This window comes from Pseudomonas arabinosi, from assembly GCF_047758675.1.
Classification (GTDB): Bacteria; Pseudomonadota; Gammaproteobacteria; order Pseudomonadales; family Pseudomonadaceae; genus Aquipseudomonas; species Aquipseudomonas arabinosi.
Genome location: NZ_CP180480.1, coordinates 2946788 through 2967102 on the forward strand (window position 1 = coordinate 2946788; position 20315 = coordinate 2967102).

The 20315-nt window shown below is 58.4% G+C and carries 11 protein-coding genes and 1 pseudogene; 9 read left to right on the forward strand and 3 right to left on the reverse strand.

Annotated features, from left to right (window positions below):
* The first annotated feature begins 112 nt into the window (after positions 1 to 112).
* From ACMXYJ_RS13815 to arsJ, 8 genes and pseudogenes are all read left to right on the forward strand, one after another.
* The gene (locus tag ACMXYJ_RS13815) at positions 113 to 2125 is read left to right on the forward strand and encodes a DUF1302 domain-containing protein (RefSeq protein WP_415760254.1); all 2013 of its coding nucleotides are present in this window, start codon (positions 113 to 115) and stop codon (positions 2123 to 2125) included.
* A 41-nt stretch (positions 2126 to 2166) separates the two neighbouring features.
* Positions 2167 to 3525, forward strand: coding sequence for a DUF1329 domain-containing protein (locus tag ACMXYJ_RS13820; protein WP_415760255.1), 1359 nt, complete (start codon positions 2167 to 2169; stop codon positions 3523 to 3525).
* Positions 3526 to 3649: 124 nt separating this feature from the next.
* Positions 3650 to 4723: a WD40/YVTN/BNR-like repeat-containing protein gene (locus ACMXYJ_RS13825; RefSeq protein WP_415760256.1), complete on the forward strand. Its 1074-nt coding sequence runs from the start codon at positions 3650 to 3652 to the stop codon at positions 4721 to 4723.
* Between the two features lie 31 nt (positions 4724 to 4754).
* On the forward strand, positions 4755 to 7271 hold the full coding sequence (locus ACMXYJ_RS13830) for an efflux RND transporter permease subunit (RefSeq protein ID WP_415760257.1): 2517 nt from the start codon (positions 4755 to 4757) through the stop codon (positions 7269 to 7271).
* A 7-nt stretch (positions 7272 to 7278) separates the two neighbouring features.
* Positions 7279 to 9057 (forward strand): acyl-CoA dehydrogenase C-terminal domain-containing protein, encoded by a 1779-nt coding sequence (locus ACMXYJ_RS13835; protein ID WP_415760258.1) that lies wholly within the window; start codon positions 7279 to 7281, stop codon positions 9055 to 9057.
* A gap of 31 nt (positions 9058 to 9088) precedes the next feature.
* Positions 9089 to 10732, forward strand: coding sequence for a fatty acid--CoA ligase (locus ACMXYJ_RS13840; protein ID WP_415760259.1), 1644 nt, complete (start codon positions 9089 to 9091; stop codon positions 10730 to 10732).
* A gap of 155 nt (positions 10733 to 10887) precedes the next feature.
* Positions 10888 to 11338 (forward strand): annotated as a pseudogene (locus tag ACMXYJ_RS13845) (type I glyceraldehyde-3-phosphate dehydrogenase); the annotation flags it as partial.
* 9 nt (positions 11339 to 11347) lie between these two features.
* Positions 11348 to 12583: an organoarsenical effux MFS transporter ArsJ gene (arsJ, locus tag ACMXYJ_RS13850; protein ID WP_415760260.1), complete on the forward strand. Its 1236-nt coding sequence runs from the start codon at positions 11348 to 11350 to the stop codon at positions 12581 to 12583.
* Positions 12584 to 12606: 23 nt separating this feature from the next.
* Here the strand turns inward: arsJ and ACMXYJ_RS13855 are convergent, their stop codons facing one another.
* Entirely contained in the window at positions 12607 to 14352 is a 1746-nt protein-coding gene (locus ACMXYJ_RS13855) for a peptidoglycan D,D-transpeptidase FtsI family protein (RefSeq protein WP_415760261.1), read from the reverse strand.
* 627 nt (positions 14353 to 14979) lie between these two features.
* On the opposite strand from ACMXYJ_RS13855, the gene ACMXYJ_RS13860 reads away from it, so the two are divergent.
* The gene (locus tag ACMXYJ_RS13860) at positions 14980 to 16881 is read left to right on the forward strand and encodes a potassium transporter Kup (RefSeq protein ID WP_415760262.1); all 1902 of its coding nucleotides are present in this window, start codon (positions 14980 to 14982) and stop codon (positions 16879 to 16881) included.
* Positions 16882 to 16915: 34 nt separating this feature from the next.
* On the opposite strand, the gene ACMXYJ_RS13865 is transcribed toward ACMXYJ_RS13860, so the two are convergent.
* Positions 16916 to 17605: a response regulator gene (locus ACMXYJ_RS13865; protein WP_415760263.1), complete on the reverse strand. Its 690-nt coding sequence runs from the start codon at positions 17603 to 17605 to the stop codon at positions 16916 to 16918.
* Entirely contained in the window at positions 17602 to 20301 is a 2700-nt protein-coding gene (kdpD, locus tag ACMXYJ_RS13870; RefSeq protein WP_415760264.1) for a two-component system sensor histidine kinase KdpD, read from the reverse strand. Before kdpD ends, ACMXYJ_RS13865 begins: the two co-directional genes overlap by 4 nt.
* Between the last annotated feature and the right edge of the window lie 14 nt (positions 20302 to 20315).

Genomic DNA, 20315 nt, shown 5'->3' on the forward strand with positions numbered 1-20315 from the left:
CCCGCGCCATCCGGCATTTGCCCTCACTCCTGAAGAACGTAAACCCCTGGAACAAGGGGTTGCGCGAGGGCGGCGGCGCTTAAAACAAATACAAAAAGGCGGAGACAACGCAATGCACAACAATAAGAGTCACGGGTTCGCACCCTCGCGTTACACCTTGCTGGCCTCGGCCATTCTGGCCGCCGCCGTGCCGGTCGCGCAGGCGGTCGAGCTCGACACCGGTAACCCGGACTGGACCGTGCGCCTTGATAACACCGTGAAGTACAACTACGGCGTACGCACCGAAAGCGCTGACAAACGCATGCTGGCAACGCCGAACAACAACGACGGCGACTACAACTTCCGCAAGGCCGGGACCAACATCACCAACCGTGTTGACCTGTTGACCGAGATGGATGTGGTCTACCAGAACCACATGGGTTTTCGTGTCAGCGCCGCCAGTTGGTACGACAAGGCCTACGAGAACACCGGTTCCAATTCCAACCCGTTCGTCAACGGCAACGACGCAAGGTCGGGGCTGGTCGCCAACGACCCACGTCTGGCCGGGGTCACCGGTGACAACGTCGGCAACGGCAGCCCGCACCTGAGCAACTATGCCCAGCGTTACTACACCGGTCCGTCCGGTGAAATCCTCGATGCCTTCGTGTTCTACAGCACCGAAGTGGGCGAGGAGTCGCTGCTGAGCGTCAAGGCCGGACAGCACAACGTGTTCTGGGGCGAGACCATTCTCAACCCGGTGCACTCGATCAGTTACGGCCAATCGGGCCTGGACCTGGCCAAACTGGCCGCCTCGCCGGGCACTGAAGCGAAGGAACTGTTCGTTCCGCGTAACCAGCTGTCGATGTCATTCACGGTCAATCCCGAACTGACCGTGGGCGCCCAGTATTTCCTCGATTGGGACGCCGCGCGCCTGCCGGAAGCAGGCACTTATTACGGTGGTTCCGATCTGGTCGGTTTCGGTGCGCAGTCGTTCCTGCTGGGCAACACCAATGGCGTGGTGCCGGGCAGTCCGCTGGGGTGTGGTCTGGCGCCCTGCAACGGGCTGACCAATGTGCGTCGCGGTCACGACCTAACGCCGGACAAGCGCGGTGACTGGGGCGTTATGGCCAAGTGGTCTCCGGCCTGGCTGGATGGCACCCTCGGCGTTTACTACCGCGAAACCTCGGAAATCCTGCCGCAAGCCTGGCTGGATGCCAGGGGCCTGAGTTCGGCCAACCCCAACGGCACCCGGCCGGCAGGGCAAGTGCCTGCGGTGGTCAACACGCTCAACTCGCTGAGCACCGCCACCTATCAAATGGCCTATGCCGACAACATCAAGATCGTTGGCCTGAGCCTGTCCAAGGATGTGGGCGGGGTGAGTGTGGGGTCGGACCTGAACATTCGTCACAACATGCCGCTGGCCAGTATTCCGGCGATTGTCAGCACGAACAGTCCGCTAGGCCTGGGCGCGGGTCTTGGCCTGTTGCCGGCGCGTACGGCTGCCACCGGTGTGGTGTATGACACCCCGGAGAAAGGCGACAGCATGGCCGCCACCGGCGACACCTTGCACTGGACGCTCAACGGTCTGATGACCATTGCTAAAACGCCTGTGTTCGATTCGGCCACCCTGCTGGGCGAGCTGTATTACAGCAACCTGCTCAAGCTCGATAGCAAGAACGATGCGCTCTACAAGGGCAAGGACACCTATCGCGGCATAGACCAGCCGACCCGGGACAACTGGGGCATCGCGGTCAACTTCACACCAACCTGGTACCAGGTGTTTCCCGGCGTCGACCTCAATGCACCGATGTCCGTCAACGTGGGCCTTGCCGGAGTGTCGCCAGTGTCCGGTGGCGGTGCCAAAGACACCGGTAACTACGCCATCGGCCTCGGCGCCGTTGTGTACAACAAATACTTCGTTGATCTGAAGTACGTGGACTCCTTCGGCAAGACCGACAAGTGCAACGCCAGCGGTCTGAGTACCGGCGCGGCCAATGCCGGCAGCGGCGACGGCTCCACACCCAATGCCTTTAGCGGCAATGAAAACTACGCCTGTTACGCCGGTGGCTACTCAGCCTTCTCCGGTGGAGGGGCCACGACTGAGGACCGTGGCGCCGTGTACCTGACGATGAAAACCACTTTTTGATTCACCACTGATTTGCTCAATGCAAGCAGGAGAATAACAAGATGAAATTCGCCAAAACCGTGTTGGCCGCTTCGCTGGCCATGGTCCTTGCCGCCCAGGCACAGGCCGTTGTTTCACCTCAGGACGTTGCCAAATTGGGCAGCAGCCTGACCCTGGTGGGCGCCGAAAAGGCCGGGAACGCTGATGGTTCCATCCCCGCTTATGACGGTGGCCTCACCACGCCGCCGGCCAGTTTCAGATCCGGTGACAGCATGCGCCCGGATCCCTTCGCCAACGAGAAACCGTTGCTGGTGATCGATGGCAAAAACGTCGATCAGTACAAGGGCTTGCTCAGTGCAACCACGGCGGAACTGGCCAAACGTTTCCCGAGCTTCCACGTCAATGTCTACCCGACCCACCGCACCGTTTCGCTGCCCAAAGCCATCCTCGATAACGGCGTGAAGAATGCCAGCGGCGCCAAGTCCCTCGAAGGCGGTTTGGCCATCGATAACGTGCTGCCGGGCGTGCCGTTCCCGATCCCGCAGTCGGGCAACGAAGCGATGTGGAACTTCCTGCTGCGCTATCAAGGCGTGAGCATCAACTCCAAGTACGACTCCTGGAACGTCGATTCCGCCGGCGTGCCGAGCCTGGCGACCACCGGGCAGGCGTTCATTTCCTATCCGATCTACGAAAACCTGACACAGCCGATCAGCAGCGCCGACGTGTACTACCAGATGAAGCTGTCCTACACCGGCCCTGCGCGCCGGGCCGGTGAAGCGGTGATGCTCAAGGACGCCGCCAACCCGTTGCAACAGCCGCGTCGCGCCTGGCAATACCTGCCTGGCCAGCGTCGGGTCAAGCTGGCACCGAACCTGGCTTACGACACGCCTAACCCCGGCACCGCCGGCGCGGGTACCTACGACGATGTTTTCGTGTTCAACGGTGCACTGGATCGCTACGACTGGAAGCTGGTGGGCAAGCAGGAAATGATCGTGCCGTACAACACCTACAAGCTGACTTACGCCCAGGATCCCAAGTCGCTGACCACCGCCAATCACCTGGCTCCCGACTACGTGCGTTGGGAAAAACACCGCGTCTGGGTGGTGGAAGGCAACCTCAAGGCCGGCGCCCGACACATCTATCAGAAGCGCCGCTTCTACCTCGATGAAGACAGCTGGACCGCTCTGGCCTCTGACCAATACGACGCCCGTGGTCAGCTCTATCGTGGTTCTTTCGCGTTCCTCAGCCAGAGCTACGACAAGCAGATCCCGGATTCCACGCCCTTCATGATCTACGACCTGGTAGGTGGTTCTTACAACATCAACGGCGTGGTCGGGCCTTACGGCGGCATCAAGTACATCGATCCGCTCTCCAAGGCGCAGTGGTCGTCGGAGTCCCTGGCCGGCGCCGGTATTCGCTGAGCCAACCGCAAAAAACGCCCGCTCGACTCACTGCTCACGAGGCGGTGGGAGCGAGCGGGCGCCAGGTTTCAACGTCAGGCACACGGACGTGTGTCCCGGCGCGGTTTTCCGAAGAGGACGCGGTATGTGTTCGTATAAGAACTATTTGCAGGTGGCGTTTGGCGTTGTGCTCGGCCTGTTGCAGGGCGTCACCCACGCGGCCGATTACGTCGATGTGCTGGACCTGCCCGCCAGGGTCAGTGCCTTGGCCATCAACAGTCCGTTGTCCGGCATGGCCCGCGCCGGTGAGCGCGTGATCGCCGTCGGCCAGCGTGGCCATATTCTGTTTTCCGATGATTCCGGCCAGCACTGGCAGCAGGCCGCGGTGCCGGTCAGTGCCGACCTCAATGCCGTGAGTTTTCCTTCCGCCACACAGGGCTGGGCGGTGGGCGGCGACGGCGTGGTGTTGCACAGCAACGACGCGGGGGCGACCTGGCGCAAGCAACTGGATGGCCGCGAGATCGGGGCCTTGCTGGTCAAGCATTACAGCGCGTTGGCCGGTGCAGAACCCAGCAACGAACAATGGCCACAGCTGGTCGCCGAAGGTGAGCGCCTGGTGGCGCAGGGCGCCGACAAACCCTTGCTCGATGTCTGGTTCGCCAACGATCGCCTCGGCTATGTGGTCGGGGTGTTCAACCTGATCCTGCGCACCGAGGATGGCGGCCAGAGCTGGACCCCGTTCCAGGACCGCACCGACAACCCGCAGGGTTTTCACCTCAACGCCATCGCCTCCACTGGCGATGCGCTGTACATCGCCGGCGAGCAGGGCTTGTTGCTGAAATGGAATGACGCCCAACAGCGCTTCGCCGTCGTGCAGACACCTTATCAAGGCAGTTTTTTCGGTGTGCTCGGCAAACCCGGGGAAGCGCTCGTCTACGGCTTGCGCGGCAATGTGCTGCGCAGCACCGATGGCGGTCGCAGCTGGACCCCGCAGGACAGTGGCCTGCACGTCAGCATCACCGCTGGCATCGTTGATGCGCAGGGTGATTACCGCTTGTTTACTCAGGGCGGGCAGATGCTGGTGAGCCAGGGCGCCGGTGCGCAAATGCACTGGGTGCAGCAAGCGGAGCCGGTCCCGGTGACGGGCGTCACGCGCGCCGCCGACGGTGCGCTGGTGGTGGTTGGCAGCCGTGGTGCACGGACGTTGTCCGTTGAATAAGCCCTCGAACCCTTAGAGCGAGAACCCAGACATGGGCCATACCAAACAAGAAACCATGCCGGTGATCCGCGATCTGCGGGACTTCGACCGCCAATCCGGCAATCGGCTGGAGCGGCTGGTGTTCAACTACCGTCCGCTGTTCATGCTGCTGATGGCGCTGGCCACCGTGGTGCTGGGCTACATGGCCGCGACTCGCCTGGAGCTGCGTCCCAGCTTCGAGAAAATGATTCCGCAGAGTCAACCGTACATCCAGAACTTCCTGGAAAACCGCCAGTCGCTGCGCGGTTTGGGTAACTCGGTGCGGGTGGTGGTGGAGAACACTCAGGGCGATATCTTCGACCCCGGTTACCTGGACGTGCTCAAGCAGGTCAATGACAAATTGTTCCTCACCGAAGGCGTCGACCGCGCCTGGATGAAGTCGTTGTGGAGCCCGGCAGTGCGCTGGACTGAAGTCACCGAGGAAGGTTTCCAGGGTGGCCCAGTGATGCCCGATACTTACGAGGGCAAGCCTGAGCAAATAGAACAACTGCGCCAGAACATTTCCCGCGCCGGGATCGTCGGCAGTCTGGTGGCCAGCGACTACAAATCGAGCATGCTGATCGTGCCGCTGTTGGACAAGGCCACGGCCAGCGGTCAACGCATCGACTACCACGCCTTTTCGCAGATGCTCGAAGAGCAGTTGCGCGACAAGATCGAATTCGCCGGCGACAGCGCTGCACGCAAGGCCGGGGAGGAGGGCAAGGGCCAGTACAAAGTCCGGGTGATCGGTTTCGCCAAACTGATGGGCGACCTGATCGACGGGCTGATTCAGGTGATGATGTTCTTCGGCCTGGCCGTCGTCACTTCGCTGATCATCATTTACGCCTACACCCGATGCGTTCGAAGCACCTTGCTGGTGGTCGGCTGCTCGTTGATCGCGGTGGTCTGGCAACTCGGCATCGTCGCCTGGCTCGGCTATGCCATCGATCCGTACTCGGTGCTGGTGCCTTTTCTGATTTTCGCCATCGGGGTGTCCCACGCGGCGCAGAAGATGAACGGGATCATGCAAGACATCGCCCGTGGCACCCACAGACTGATCGCCGCACGCTACACCTTCCGCCGCCTGTTCATTGCCGGCGTCACGGCGCTGCTGGCCGACGCCGTTGGATTCGCGGTGCTGATGCTGATCGATATTCCGGTGATCCGAGACCTGGCGATCACCGCCAGTATCGGTGTGGCGGTGCTGATTTTCACCTCGCTATTGCTGATGCCGGTGGCGCTGTCTTATGTCGGCGTCGGGGCCAAGGCTGCCGAGCGTGCGCTGAAAATCGACACGCGCGCAGAAGGGCACAAAGGCTTCGGCAAACTGTGGGACTTGCTCGACCGCTTCACCACGCGCAAGTGGGCCACGGGGGCGGTATTGGTCGCGGTGCTGATGGGCATTGGCGGCTTCATAGTCAGCCTGCAACTGAAGATCGGCGATCTGGAAAGTGGCGCACCGGAATTGCGTGCCGACTCGCGCTATAACCGTGACAACGCCTACATCACCAGCCACTACGCGCTGTCCAGCGACCTGTTCGCGGTGATGATCAAGACCGCGCCGGAAGGCTGCTTGAACTACAAGGCGCTGGTCCTCGCCGACCGTTTGGCCTGGGAGCTGCAGCAGTATCCGGGCGTGCAGGCGACGGCTTCGCTGGTCAACGCGGTGCGCCAAATCACCGCCGGCACTTATGAAGGTAACCCCAAGCTCAACAGCATCCAGCGCAATCAGGACGTGCTGAACTACGCTGCGCAACAAGCCTCGGTCAACTCCCCGGAGTTGTTCAACACCGATTGTTCGCTGATGCCGGTGATCACTTTCCTCAAGGACCACAAGGCCGAGACGCTGGATGCCGTGGTGGGCATCGCCGAGAAATTTGCCCGGGAGAACAACAGCGAAGATCGACAGTTTCTGCTGGCGGCCGGGTCGGCCGGGATTGAGGCGGCGACCAACATTGTGGTGCGCGAGGCCAATCGCACCATGCTGTTGTACGTCTATGCGGCGGTGACGTTGTTCTGCCTGATCACCTTCCGCAGTTGGCGCGCGACGCTGGTCGCCCTGCTGCCACTGGTGCTGACGTCGATCCTCTGCGAAGCGTTGATGGTGGTCATGGGCATTGGCGTGAAGGTCGCGACCCTGCCGGTGATCGCATTGGGCGTGGGCATCGGCGTGGATTACGCGTTGTACCTGCTCAGCGTGCAGTTGCACTACCAGCGTCAGGGCCTGCCGCTGTCTCAGGCTTACCGCAACGCCGTGTCGTTTACCGGCCGGGTCGTGGGCCTGGTGGGCATCACCCTGGCGGCCGGCGTGGTGTGCTGGGTCTGGTCGCCGATCAAGTTCCAGGCTGACATGGGCATCCTGCTGACCTTCATGTTCCTGTGGAACATGCTCGGTGCGCTGGTGCTGATTCCTGCCCTGTCTTACTTCCTGCTGCGTCACCCCGTTCCGCAAGCCCAAGTGGCACAAGCCGGTGCAACCGGCACATCCCAACGCCAGGGCATGCCGCATGCCCTGACCACTTCCGAGTAAGCCAACGATGTCTGATTACAAAGCTCCTTTGCGCGATATGCGCTTCGTACTCAACGAAGTCTTCCAGGTGTCCCGGCTGTGGGCCCAATTGCCTGGCCTGGCCGAAGTGATCGATGAAGAAACGGCCGCCGCGATCCTTGAAGAGGCTGGCAAAATCAGTGGCGAAGTTATCGCACCGTTGAACCGCAGCAGTGATGAACAAGGCTGCACCTGGAGCAACGGCGCGGTCCAGGCGCCGGACGGTTTTGTCGCGGCCTACCAGGCATTCGCCGACGGCGGTTGGGTGGGTGTCGGCGGTGATCCGCAGTTCGGTGGCATGGGCATGCCCAAGGCCATTTCGGCTCAGGTCGAGGAGATGGTCAACTCGGCCAGTCTGTCGTTCGGCCTGTACCCGATGCTGACCGCCGGTGCGTGCCTGTCGATCAATGCCCACGCCAGTCAGGAACTCAAGGAACGCTATTTGCCAAACATGTACGCCGGCACCTGGACCGGTTCGATGTGCCTGACCGAGGCGCATGCCGGCACGGACCTGGGCCTGATTCGCACCCGGGCCGAACCTCAGGCCGACGGCAGTTTCAAGATCAGCGGCAGCAAGATTTTCATCACCGGCGGTGAGCACGACCTGACCGAAAACATCATTCATCTGGTACTGGCCCGGTTACCGGATGCGCCCGCCGGTCCCAAGGGCATTTCGCTGTTTCTGGTGCCCAAGGTGCTGGTCAATGCCGATGGCTCGCTGGGCGAACACAACGCGCTGTCCTGCGGTTCCATCGAGCACAAGATGGGCATCAAGGCCTCCGCCACGTGCGTGATGAACTTTGACGGCGCGACCGGCTGGATCATCGATGCGCCGAACAAGGGCCTGGCGGCGATGTTCACCATGATGAATTACGAACGCCTGGGCGTGGGCATCCAGGGCCTGGCGTTGGGTGAGCGTTCGTACCAGAACGCCGTCGAATACGCCCGTGACCGTCTGCAAAGCCGTTCGCCGACGGGCGCGCAGAACAAGGACAAAGCCGCCGATCCGATCATCGTTCACCCGGATGTGCGGCGCATGCTGTTGACCATGAAAGCCTTGAACGAAGGCGGGCGGGCGTTCTCCAGCTACGTGGCCCTGCAACTGGATACCGCCAAGTACAGCGATGACGCGGCAACCCGCACCCGCGCCCAGGAACTGGTGTCGCTGCTGACCCCGGTGGCCAAGGCGTTCCTCACCGACATGGGGCTGGAAACCACGGTGCATGGCCAGCAGATCTTCGGCGGCCATGGTTACATCCGTGAATGGGGCCAGGAGCAGTTGGTTCGCGACGTGCGCATCACCCAGATCTACGAAGGCACCAACGGTATCCAGTCACTGGACCTGGCCGGGCGCAAAATCGTCGGCAGCGGCGGGGCGCTGTACCGGCTGTTCGCTTCGGAAATCCGCAACTTTACCGCCAATGCCTGCGCTGACCTCGGTGAGTTCACCAAACCGTTGAACGCCGCCGTCGACACCCTCGACGAACTGACCGCATGGCTGCTGGACCGAGCCCAGAACAACCCGAATGAAATCGGCGCGGCCTCGGTCGAGTACCTGCACGTGTTCGGTTACACCGCGTACGCCTACATGTGGGCGCGAATGGCCAAAACCGCCATGAGCACGCATTCCAAGGACGCTTTCTATGCCAGCAAACTGGCTACCGCGCGCTTCTACTTCGCCCGTCTGCTGCCACGTATCCACTCGTTGAGCGCGTCGGCCAAGGCTGGCAGCGAATGCCTCTATCAATTGGATGCAGAGCAGTTCTGAGCCCACGTAATAAGGACCGGGAACCACAACCATGATGGCGACAAAAATTATTCCGCCCGCCGACGGCGCCTATGCCTATCCCTTGTTGATCAAGCAACTGTTGCTGTCCGGCGTGCGCTACGAGCCAGGCCGGGAAATCGTGTATGCCGACAAACTGCGCTACAGCTACCAGACGCTCAACCAGCGGATCCGCCGGCTGGCCAACGCCTTGACCGCTGCCGGCGTCAAGGCCGGGGATACGGTGGCCCTGCTCGACTGGGACAGCCATCGTTACCTGGAATGCTTCTTTGCCGTACCGATGATCGGCGCGGTGCTGCACACCGTGAACATCCGTCTTTCGCCAGATCAGGTGCTCTTCACCATGAACCACGCCGAGGACGACCTGGTGCTGGTGCATGACGATTTTCTACCTCTGGTTGAACAGATTCAGGGGCAGCTCAAAACCGTCAAAGGCTACCTGCAGCTTACGGACGACACAGCCACTCACACGTCGTTACCGGTGCTGGGGGAATATGAAAATCTGTTGGCCGGGTCGGCCGACCAGTACGACTTTCCCGATTTCGATGAAAACTCCGTCGCGACCCTTTTCTACACGACGGGCACTACTGGCGCCCCCAAAGGCGTGTATTTCACCCACCGCCAATTGGTCTTGCACACCTTGAATGCCGTCGGCACTTTGGGCGTCTATCAGGGGTTGCCGCTGCTGCGCTCCGATGATGTCTACATGCCGATCACGCCGATGTTTCACGTGCACGCCTGGGGTGTGCCCTATGTCGCCACCCTGATGGGGATCAAACAGGTGTACCCCGGCCGCTACGAGCCCAACAGCCTGGTCAGGCTGTATCGAGAGGAGAAGGTCACGTTCTCCCATTGTGTGCCGACCATTTTGCAAATGATCCTGAATTGCGAGGAAGCGCAACGGACTCGTTTCGATGGCTGGAAAATGCTCCTGGGCGGCAGCGCGCTGACATTAGGTATTGCCAGCGAAGCGAGCGCCAAAGGGATTCAGGTGCACAGCGGTTACGGCATGTCGGAAACCTGCCCATTGCTGTGCCTGACTTACCTGCGTGACGAAGACCTCGATCAATCGACGAAAACCCAACTGGCCACCCGCATCAAGACGGGCACGCCAGTGCCGATGGTCGACCTGAAAATCATCGATGCCAATGGCAATGACGTTGCCCATGACGGCGAGTCCTTGGGCGAGATTGTGGTGCGCGCGCCCTGGCTGACCCAAGGCTATTTGAAGGAACCCGAAAAGGGCGCCGAGTTGTGGCACAACGGCTGGCTGCACACCGGCGACATGGCCTCTATCGACCCGTTGGGTGGAGTGGAAATCAAGGATCGCATCAAGGATGTGATCAAGACGGGCGGGGAGTGGATCAGCTCCCTGGAGCTGGAAAGCCTGATCAGCGAACACTCGGCCGTCATGTCGGTCGCGGTGGTGGGCATTGCGGACGAGCAATGGGGCGAACGGCCGATGGCGCTGGTAGTGTGCGAGCCTGGGCAGTATCTCGACCGCAAGATCCTGGAGACGCACCTTCAAGGATTTGTCGAGCGTGGCCGCATCAACAAATGGGCGATCCCCAAGCAGTTCAAGTTCGTCGCCGAGATTCCTAAAACCAGCGTCGGGAAGATTAATAAGAAGCTGATACGGGAAAGTGAACTGGGCTGAAAAAGGTGCGGCAGGTGCTACGTCAGCCCTGCCCACAGAGACAACTCATTACAGAAACCATATATGCGTTCCCGCAGATGCTCGAAAAGTCTCGGTAAGCAACTTACCCACCTTACGCCATAGTTAAGGGCTTTTATTGAAGGTTGGCGGTGGAGTCCAATCCCCAAAGCATTCTCGATCAGCCGCACAAGGATCTGCGTCGGGCGCGGGCGTCCGGGATGAGTCTGATACCAACCAGTACCGGCTCGGCCACCGCCATCGCCGAAATCTTTCCAGAGCTGCGTGGGCGCCTGAATGGTCACGCGGTACGGGTGCCGTTGGCCAACGCCTCGCTGACTGACTGTGTTTTCGAGGTCGAGCGAGCCACTACTGTCGAAGAGGTGAATCAACTCCTCAAGGACGCTTGCGAGAACGAGCTCAAAGACATCCTCGGTTTCGAGGAGCGTCCTTTGGTGTCCATCGACTACCGTACCGACCCGCGTTCATCAATCATTGATGCACTGTCGACCATGGTCATCAACGGTACCCAGGTCAAAGTACGACAACGAATGGGGCTATGCCAACCGCACCGTCGAACTGGCAAAAATGGTCGGTCTGGCAGACTAAGGAGCGGTCATGAAAGCGTTGTCGGCCCTTGCGCTGGAAGTGCGGCAGTACCTGCTCGTTACGGGCAACTACTGGGCCTTCACCCTCACCGATGGCGCTTTGCGCATGTTGGTGGTGCTGCACTTTCACGCGTTGGGCTACAGCCCGCTTCAAATCGCGGCATTGTTTTTGTTTTACGAACTCTTTGGTGTGATCACCAATTTAGTGGGTGGCTACCTCGGCGCCCGGCTGGGGCTGAACCGAACCATGAACATCGGGCTTGGCATCCAGGTCGTGGCGCTGCTGATGCTGACGGTTCCTGTCGCTTGGCTGACTATCCCTTGGGTGATGGGCGCGCAGGCACTGTCAGGAATTGCCAAAGACCTGAACAAGATGAGCGCGAAAAGCTCCATCAAGCTTTTGGTTCCTGATGGGCAGCAGGGCAAACTCTACAAGTGGGTGGCGATTCTCACCGGCTCGAAGAACGCGCTCAAGGGTGTCGGCTTCTTTCTTGGCGGAGCCTTGCTGGCATTGATCGGCTTCAAAGGCGCCTTGCTGGCCATGGCGGGTGTTCTGGCGCTGATCTGGATCAGCAGCTTGATCCTGTTAAAGAAGGACCTGGGTAAAGCGAAAGCCAAGCCCTGGTTTCGCGACATCCTTTCCAAAAGCCGGGCGATCAACATCCTCTCAGCAGCGCGGATGTTCCTGTTCGGCGCTCGCGATGTCTGGTTTGTGGTGGCCTTGCCGGTGTACCTGAGCAGCGTGTTCGGCTGGGACTTCTGGAAGGTCGGTGGATTTCTCGCAGCCTGGGTGATCGGCTACGGCATCGTGCAATCGTTCGCGCCGCGAATCACCGGCAAGAAAAGGGGGCATGTTCCTGACGGCCGCGCTGCGCTTCTGTGGGCGCTTGCTCTGGCAGGCCTGCCTGCAGCAATTGCTTTGGGACTGAACACCGGGTTGTCGCAACAAGGGGTGCTGTTAGGCGGATTGATGGTCTTCGGTGCGCTGTTTGCGGTGAACTCCTCGCTGCACAGCTACCTGATTGTGTCCTACGCCAAGGAAGACGGCGTATCGCTGGATGTGGGGTTTTATTACATGTCGAACGCTATGGGAAGGTTGATAGGCACGCTGCTTTCTGGCTGGGTTTATCAGGTGTATGGGCTGGAGGTTTGCTTGTGGATATCGAGCGCCTTCGTGCTGCTCGCAGCGCTGATTTCCGTTGCGTTGCCTCGGCACGCAACTCGCGATGGCCGTGTACATCAATAACGCGCCGACGGCTGCTTTTGGCCCTAGTCAATAACAGAGCCGGCGCTCGCAATATCACTCCCCATACGACTACTGTCTGTGCCAACAGCGCCTTGGGCTGCTGGCAAGGTTTGACTTTGGCTACTCGGTACATTTCTGATACGAAGGATATCTTCAAGTACCTCCTTGAAAATCGGAGCTGCAATCGCTCCCCCGAAGTAACCCTTGGCGGAGGGCTCATCTACCAATACAGCCATAATGAACTCAGGTGCGTTGGCCGGAGCGATACCCACGAACATGGCTCTGTAGGTATTGCTTTGATATCCGCCACCGGATGCCTTGCGAGAGGTCCCGCTTTTACCCGCAATGACATAACCTTCGATTGCTGCGCGTTTTCCGCCTGCTCCAGGTCCATCGACTGCTTGCACCAGCATGTCCAGAATACTGTTGGCGACTTCCGGGCTTATGACATTGCGGGGTGGCTGTGCCTCACCTTTGATTATCGATAATGGAACCAGGTTTCCATCATTTGCAAAGACGGTGTAAGCCTGAGCAAGTTGAGCCAGATTGACCGATAAACTGTATCCGTATGAAAGGCTTGCTGTGGCGATATCTGACCATACCCTTCTGGTTGGAACAGTCCCCACACTTTCCCCCGGAAAGTAGATCGAGGTGTTATCTCCGAATCCCAACTCAATCAGTAATCGCGAAATGGCTGCTCCTCCTGTCGGAATCGCGACCTTACTCATACCAACATTAGAAGAGCGCCGGATAATGCCCGGCAGGTCTAACTGATTGTCCCTGCCTACATCTCGAATCGTATGTCCATCAATTTTGACGAGGCCTGGTGCTATTTGAATGATGGCGTTCTTGTCAACTATGCCTGCTGTCAGAACGGCGGCCATGCTGAATGGCTTTATCACTGAGCCGGGTTCATATACATCAGTAAATACGCGGTTTCGGATGGCGTCCGCGCTAAAGCTTTTACGCGCATTTGGATTGAATGAGGGCATCGTGGACAATGCTAAAACCTCCCCTGTTTTGGCGTGTATAAGAATGGCACTTACCGACCGGGCTGCATTCTCCTTAAGTCCTTTCAATAATGCTTTTTCAACGTAGTACTGAAGAGTGGAGTCAATTGTTAAATATAGATCATCTCCAGGAATGATGGGCTTGTGCACAAGGATTTCGCTGGTGACTTGCTTGTGTAAGTTTAAGGTCAGTTCTTCTAGGCCGGCCCTGCCGGACAGTTGATGGTTATACAGTAACTCGATACCTTCAATGCCTTTCTGGTCAATGTTGGTAAAGCCTAATGTCTGAGCTAACATCGAAGACTGCGGGTAAAATCGTTTGTATTCCTGGCGCTCATAAATGCCGGGAATAGATAATTTTACTATCTTGCTTGCGACCTGCGGATCAACCCTTCTGGCTAGATAAGCGAAGGACTTGCCTTGGGTGTTCAAGCTCAAATGGTCAATCAGCGAGGCATCAATATCAAGATGTTCATTTAATATTATTGCCTGCTGCTTAGTTGGGGTGAACTGTTTAGGGTTTACCCACAAGGTGCTGACGGGTGTGGAAACCGCCAAGGGCTTATTGAACCGGTCAAATACAGTGCCACGGATGGGGGTGGTTTCAATAAGTCGCGTTGAGCGTTTGCGACCTTCGTTATTCAGAAATTCATGAGAGAAAATCGCAAGGTAAGTAATTCTCGCCGTAAGCACCATTGAAAGGGAGCAAAAAATAACTAAAACAATCGTAAATCTTGGATTTTGCCCTAGGAGACTCATACAACTTTCCTAATTTATACGTGCGGCAAAAAACCAGCTTAACTAACTTGGTATTATTTTGCTTGGTAATATCAAGAAACGATTTTTCATATACGGATTGATCTTCCTTACTACTTCGTAATGCCGTTCTCGCAGTCTGAATGAGGTCGGGGAGTCACGGCACGCCTCACTCAGAAGCGAGGGCATCCAGCACTGCATTCCACGGGTCGCGTCCTTCGGCGATCACGACTGACTCTTGGTGGAATCCTCACTGGTTCGTGTGAATTGATGCCTTGATCGGCCGTTTCCTAATGAGTAACGGCGCAAAAATTTTACGTTTTTTTTACGGTGATTTTTGTTACTCGCAACGATACTGGCCCGCGAAATTGACAATGATTTTATGCCTCGCAACCCTCACTTTCCTCGGTTTACCCTCAGATTTCCTTGGGCTGATCAATGCTGCTTTTTGGGGGAGTAGAAGGTAGTGCGGGTCGGTCGCAGGCCCTTCAGAAGGAGTGATCACTTGGCTGTGCAAGGACTACTGTCTTTATTACTCATTTGAATCTGATGGCAGTTTCAGTGAAGTCCACAACGGCCTTGAAATCTCACGGAATGCGTTTTCGGCCCTCAATATTCGAGACGTAGAAAGTGAGCGAAACAGCGACCCATGCAATTGAAGAACCCCATCGCAAAACCTCAGCGGTAGGACTGCTCGTCGCTGCTGTTGGGGTGGTGTACGGAGATATTGGCACCAGCCCCCTGTATACGCTTAAGGAAGTGTTTTCCGGTCACTACGGTGTTCAGGCCAACCACGATGGCGTGCTGGGCATTCTGTCGTTGATCTTCTGGTCGTTGATCTGGGTTGTCTCGATCAAGTACGTGCTGTTCATTCTCCGCGCCAACAACCAGGGCGAAGGCGGGATCATGGCGCTGACGGCATTGGCCCGTCGGGCGGCCGCCCCATATCCGTACATGAGTAAAGTACTCGTTCTGCTTGGCTTGTTCGGTGCGGCACTTTTTTACGGGGACAGCATGATCACCCCGGCTATTTCAGTGCTCTCTGCGGTTGAAGGACTACAGTTGGCGTTTGACGGAATAGAGCACTGGGTGGTGCCCTTGTCAGTGATCGTGCTGGTGGCGCTGTTCTTGATACAGAAACACGGCACGGCTCGCATCGGTATCCTGTTCGGCCCAGTGATGGTGCTGTGGTTTGTAGTGTTAGGTGCGCTGGGGATCTATGGCATTTTGCAGCGCCCGGAAGTACTGCAAGCGCTCAATCCATACTGGGGAGCGCATTTTTTTATCGCTCATCCGGGAGTCGGTGTGGCCATTCTTGGTGCGGTGGTGCTCGCGTTGACGGGTGCCGAAGCACTGTATGCCGACATGGGCCACTTCGGTCGCAAGCCCATTGCCCGCGCCTGGTTCATTTTGGTGTTGCCGGGGCTGGTACTCAATTATTTTGGCCAGGGCGCCTTGATCCTGGAGAACCCGGAGGCTGTGCGCAACCCGTTCTACCTGCTCGCGCCTGAATGGGCACTGTTGCCGATGGTCGCGCTCTCCACCCTGGCCACCATCATTGCTTCTCAAGCCGTGATCTCCGGCGCCTTCTCCCTGACCCACCAGGCCATCCAGCTTGGGTATGTCCCTCGCATGTTTATCCAGCACACTTCCAGCCAAGAGCAGGGGCAGATTTACATCGGCACGGTTAACTGGGCGTTGATGGTCGGTGTTGTGCTCCTAGTGATTGGCTTCGAATCGTCCAGTGCGTTGGCCGCCGCCTATGGGGTCGCTGTGACAGGCACTATGCTGATCACAACCATCCTGTCCTCGGCTGTCGTCCTGCTGTTATGGAAAACGCCGCGCTGGCTGGCCATTCCGATGCTGCTCGGTTTTCTGCTGGTAGACAGCCTGTACTTTGCGGCCAATGCACCGAAGATCTTCCAAGGCGGTGCGTTTCCGGTGATTGCTGGTATTGGCCTGTTCATTTTGATGACCACCTGGAAACGGGGCCGGAAGATCATGGTTGAACGGTTGGACGAAACTGCACTACCTCTACCACTGTTCATCAGTAGTATTCGTACGCAGCCTCCTCATCGCGTACAAGGCACGGCGGTGTTTCTGACGGCCAGGGCTGACGCTGTTCCGCATGCACTACTGCACAACCTGCTGCATAACCAGGTTTTGCATGAACAAGTGGTATTGCTCACCGTGGTGTCTGAAGACAGCCCTCGCGTGAGTGCTGAACGGCGGTTCGAGGTTGAAGCCTATGGTGAAGGCTTCTTCCGGGTCAGTCTGCACTTTGGTTTTATCGAGGAGCCCGATGTTCCTTTGGCGCTGAGTCTCTGTCACTTGTCTGAGCTGGATTTCAGTCCAATGCGAACGACCTATTTCCTCAGTCGAGAGACGGTGATTCCGACCAAACGCATAGGTATGGCCCGTTGGCGAGAGAGCCTGTTCGCGTTTTTGCTGAAGAACGCCAACAGCAACTTGAAATACTTCAAGTTGCCGCTGAATCGGGTGATTGAGTTGGGCACACAGGTCGAGATGTAGCGGTCACAGGCCGCTTACTCCGGTAACCCTATACTCAAGGAATAAAACGATACCCCACACCGGTTTCGGTGATGAGGTGTCGCGGCTGGGAAGGGTCTGCTTCGACTTTTTTACGCAGGCCTCCCATGAATACGCGAAGGTATGGCGTATCGGTGGTGTGCGATGGGCCCCACACAGCCTTGAGCAGTTGCTGATGCGTCAGGACGCGGTTCGGGTGTGAGCAAAGATGGACCAGCAGGCGATACTCCAGCGGTGTCAAATGCAGTGGGGCGCCGGAGCGCTCTACGACACGCCGCTCCATATCAATCCGCACCTCGCCAAAGGCCAGGATCGCATGGTTCTCGGTATCTTTTACGTGTCTGCGTAGCATTGCGCGGACACGAGCCAGCAGTTCTCCGGTGCCAAAAGGTTTCACCAGATAGTCATCGGCGCCGGTGTCCAGTGCGAGGATCTTGTCCGACTCCGCACCACGGGCAGACAACACAATAATCGGCACCTCTGACCAACTCCGTACATCCCGAATAAGGTCAACACCGTCGCCGTCGGGCAGTCCGAGGTCGAGCACGATCAGGTCCGGATGACGTGTCCCTGCATCGATAAGGCCTCGGTGAAAGGTATCGGCTTCATGCACCTCCAGGCCTTCGGCTTGCAGGGCCATTCGTACGAAACGTCGTATTTCCTTCTCATCTTCAATGATCAGGACGTGCAGCACCGATTCGGTCATGGTTGCTCCTCGCCTGTTTGCTCAGCAAAGGGATCAATGGGTGGTGGCTCCTCACGGGGTAGACGCAACGTGAAGCACGCACCGCCCTCTGGGCGTGTGACACCCAAAATGGTTCCTCCATGAGCCTTTGCGATGGCGCGACAGATGGCCAGGCCCAGCCCGACGCCGGGTATCGAGCTTTCCTTCTTGCCGCGCATGAATTTGCTGAAGATTGCCTCTTCGTGACCGTGCGGTAAACCGGGTCCTTCGTCGGCGACCCACAATTCGAAGTTGTCGGGCGTGGCCCTGGCGCCCAGTCCGATGGTGGTGCCTTGCGGTGTGTACTTGACGGCATTCTCGATCAGGTTGATGAGGACGCGTTCGATCAGTACCGCGTCGATCTGTACGGGAGGTAAATCATCGTCCAGAGCGACCTGCACCGAACGCCCGCCCAGAATCGGTTGGATGGCTCGCAGGGCGCTGCCCACCACGTCTTCGATGGGTTGCCACTGCCGATTCAACACCACTTTGCCGGATTCGAGGCGCGCCATGTCCAGCAGGTTGTTGACCAGCGTATTCATGCGCAGAGCCGATTCACCCACCGCCGTGGCGATCTCGGCGGCTTCGCCGGTCAGGGGGGGCTTGGTCAGTTTAAGCGCTTCGGCAAGCCCTACCAAAACGGATAATGGTGTTCTCAGGTCGTGGGAGATGGCCGAGAGCAGCGAGTTACGCAAGCGCTCGGACTCCATCTGCACGGTCGTGTCCTGGGCAATGTGGATGTAGTGAATCCGTTCGAGCGAGATGGCCAGCAATGACGCACAAGTGTCGAGCAGGCGTCGCTGTTCCGGCACCACCAGCCGGCTTGTGTCTCGCGGTTGCACGGCCAGTACTCCGCGTACCCGCATGGGAGCTGACAAGGGCAGATAAAGTGTTGAGCTTGAGGGCAGGGTATCGGTGCCATAGCCAGCTGGCTCGGTTTTATCGAAGGACCACTGGGCAATGGCAACATCCACTTGCGGTGCATCCCCGTTGATCAGCGGAGCTTGCAGTTTATTGTTGTCGTCAGCGACCAGCAGCGCTGACCTTGCACCAAACTCGGCGGAGAGGAAGTGTGCACTGATGTCGGCGACTTGCTCGGTCATCAGTGCGGCCGACAACAGGCGCGACATGTCGTACAGCGCCCGCATGCGGTCTTCGCGCCGTTGCGCCACACGTGCCTGGTAAGTCAGGCCGGCTGTCATTTGTCCGATGACCAGGGCCACCACGAGCATGACGCTGAAAGTCACCAGGTACTGGATATCGGCGAAGGCGAACGAAAAGCGCGGCGCCACAAAAAAGAAGTCAAATGCGGCCACTGACAAAAAAGCCGCCAGAATCGCTGGGCCGCGGCCAAAACGAACGGCGACAGCGACGACGGCCAGCAGGAATATCATGACGATATTGGCCTGTTCCAGAACGTGAGCCAGGGGCATGACCAGCAAGGTCGTCACCGTACAGAGGGCTACGCTCCAGAGATAGGACCGCCACATCACCGGAGTCTCGGTCTTCGTGACACTGGGCTCGGTTTGTGTTCGCTGGTCGGTTGGAAGAGAGACTTGAATCACGTCCAGGTCAGCGCCCTGAGCACCAATTTGATCCGCGAGTACCCGCTGCCAGAAACGACGACGAGGGTGTTCGTCGCGGCCCAGCACGACTTTGGAGAGATTGTGCTGCCGTGCGTACTTGACCAGCGTTTCGGCGATGTCCTGACCGGCCAGGGTCGAGATCTGCGCCCCCATGTCCTGGGCCAGCTTCAGGGTCGCCAGAACGCGACGGCGCTTCGTCTCGGGCAGACGCTGCAAGGCGGGGGTCTCGACATACACGGCATGCCAGGGCACGTTGAGCTGAGCGGCCAGACGAGCTGTCGAACGTACGGTTTTTTCGCCTTTTTCATGTGGGCCGATGCAGGCGAGCAGCGAATCGCGGGTGCCCCAGACGGGTTTGACTGCGCTGCTGATGCGGTATTGCAGCATCTCGCTGTCGACACGGTCGGCGGTACGACGCAGTGCCAGCTCACGCAAGGCGATGAGGTTGCCTTTGCGAAAGAAGTTCTGCACCGCGCGTTCGGCCTGATGGGCCAGATAGACTTTGCCTTCTTTGAGGCGTTGCAGCAGGTCGTCAGGCGGCAAGTCAACAATGACTACTTCATCCGCTGTGTCGAACACATGGTCGGGTACGGTCTCCCAGACGCGGATCCCGGTAATGCCGCCGACGATGTCATTCAGGCTTTCAAGATGTTGAACATTCATGGTGGACCAGACGTCGATACCGGCGCTGAGCAGCTCTTCTACGTCCTGCCAGCGTTTTGGATGGCGGGAACCGATGATGTTGGAGTGCGCCAGCTCGTCGATCAGGATCAGCTCGGGTTTGTGCAACAGCGCAGCGTCCAGATCGAATTCGGTCAGTGTACGGTTCTTGTCGATGACCTGTTTGAGCGGCAATTGTTCAAGCCCCGAGGTCAGCGCCTGGGTCTCGGAGCGACCATGGGTTTCGATCACGCCGATCAGTACATGGATGTTCTGTTGTTTCGCCGTTTGCGCGGCAACCAGCATCGCGTAAGTCTTGCCGACACCGGCACTGGCCCCGAAAAAAATCTTTAACCGACCGCGATTGGCTTGCGCTTCTGCTTCACGAATCTGGGCCAGTAGCTGGTCCGGATCAGGACGTTGTTCGGCCATCAAGCCCACCGTGT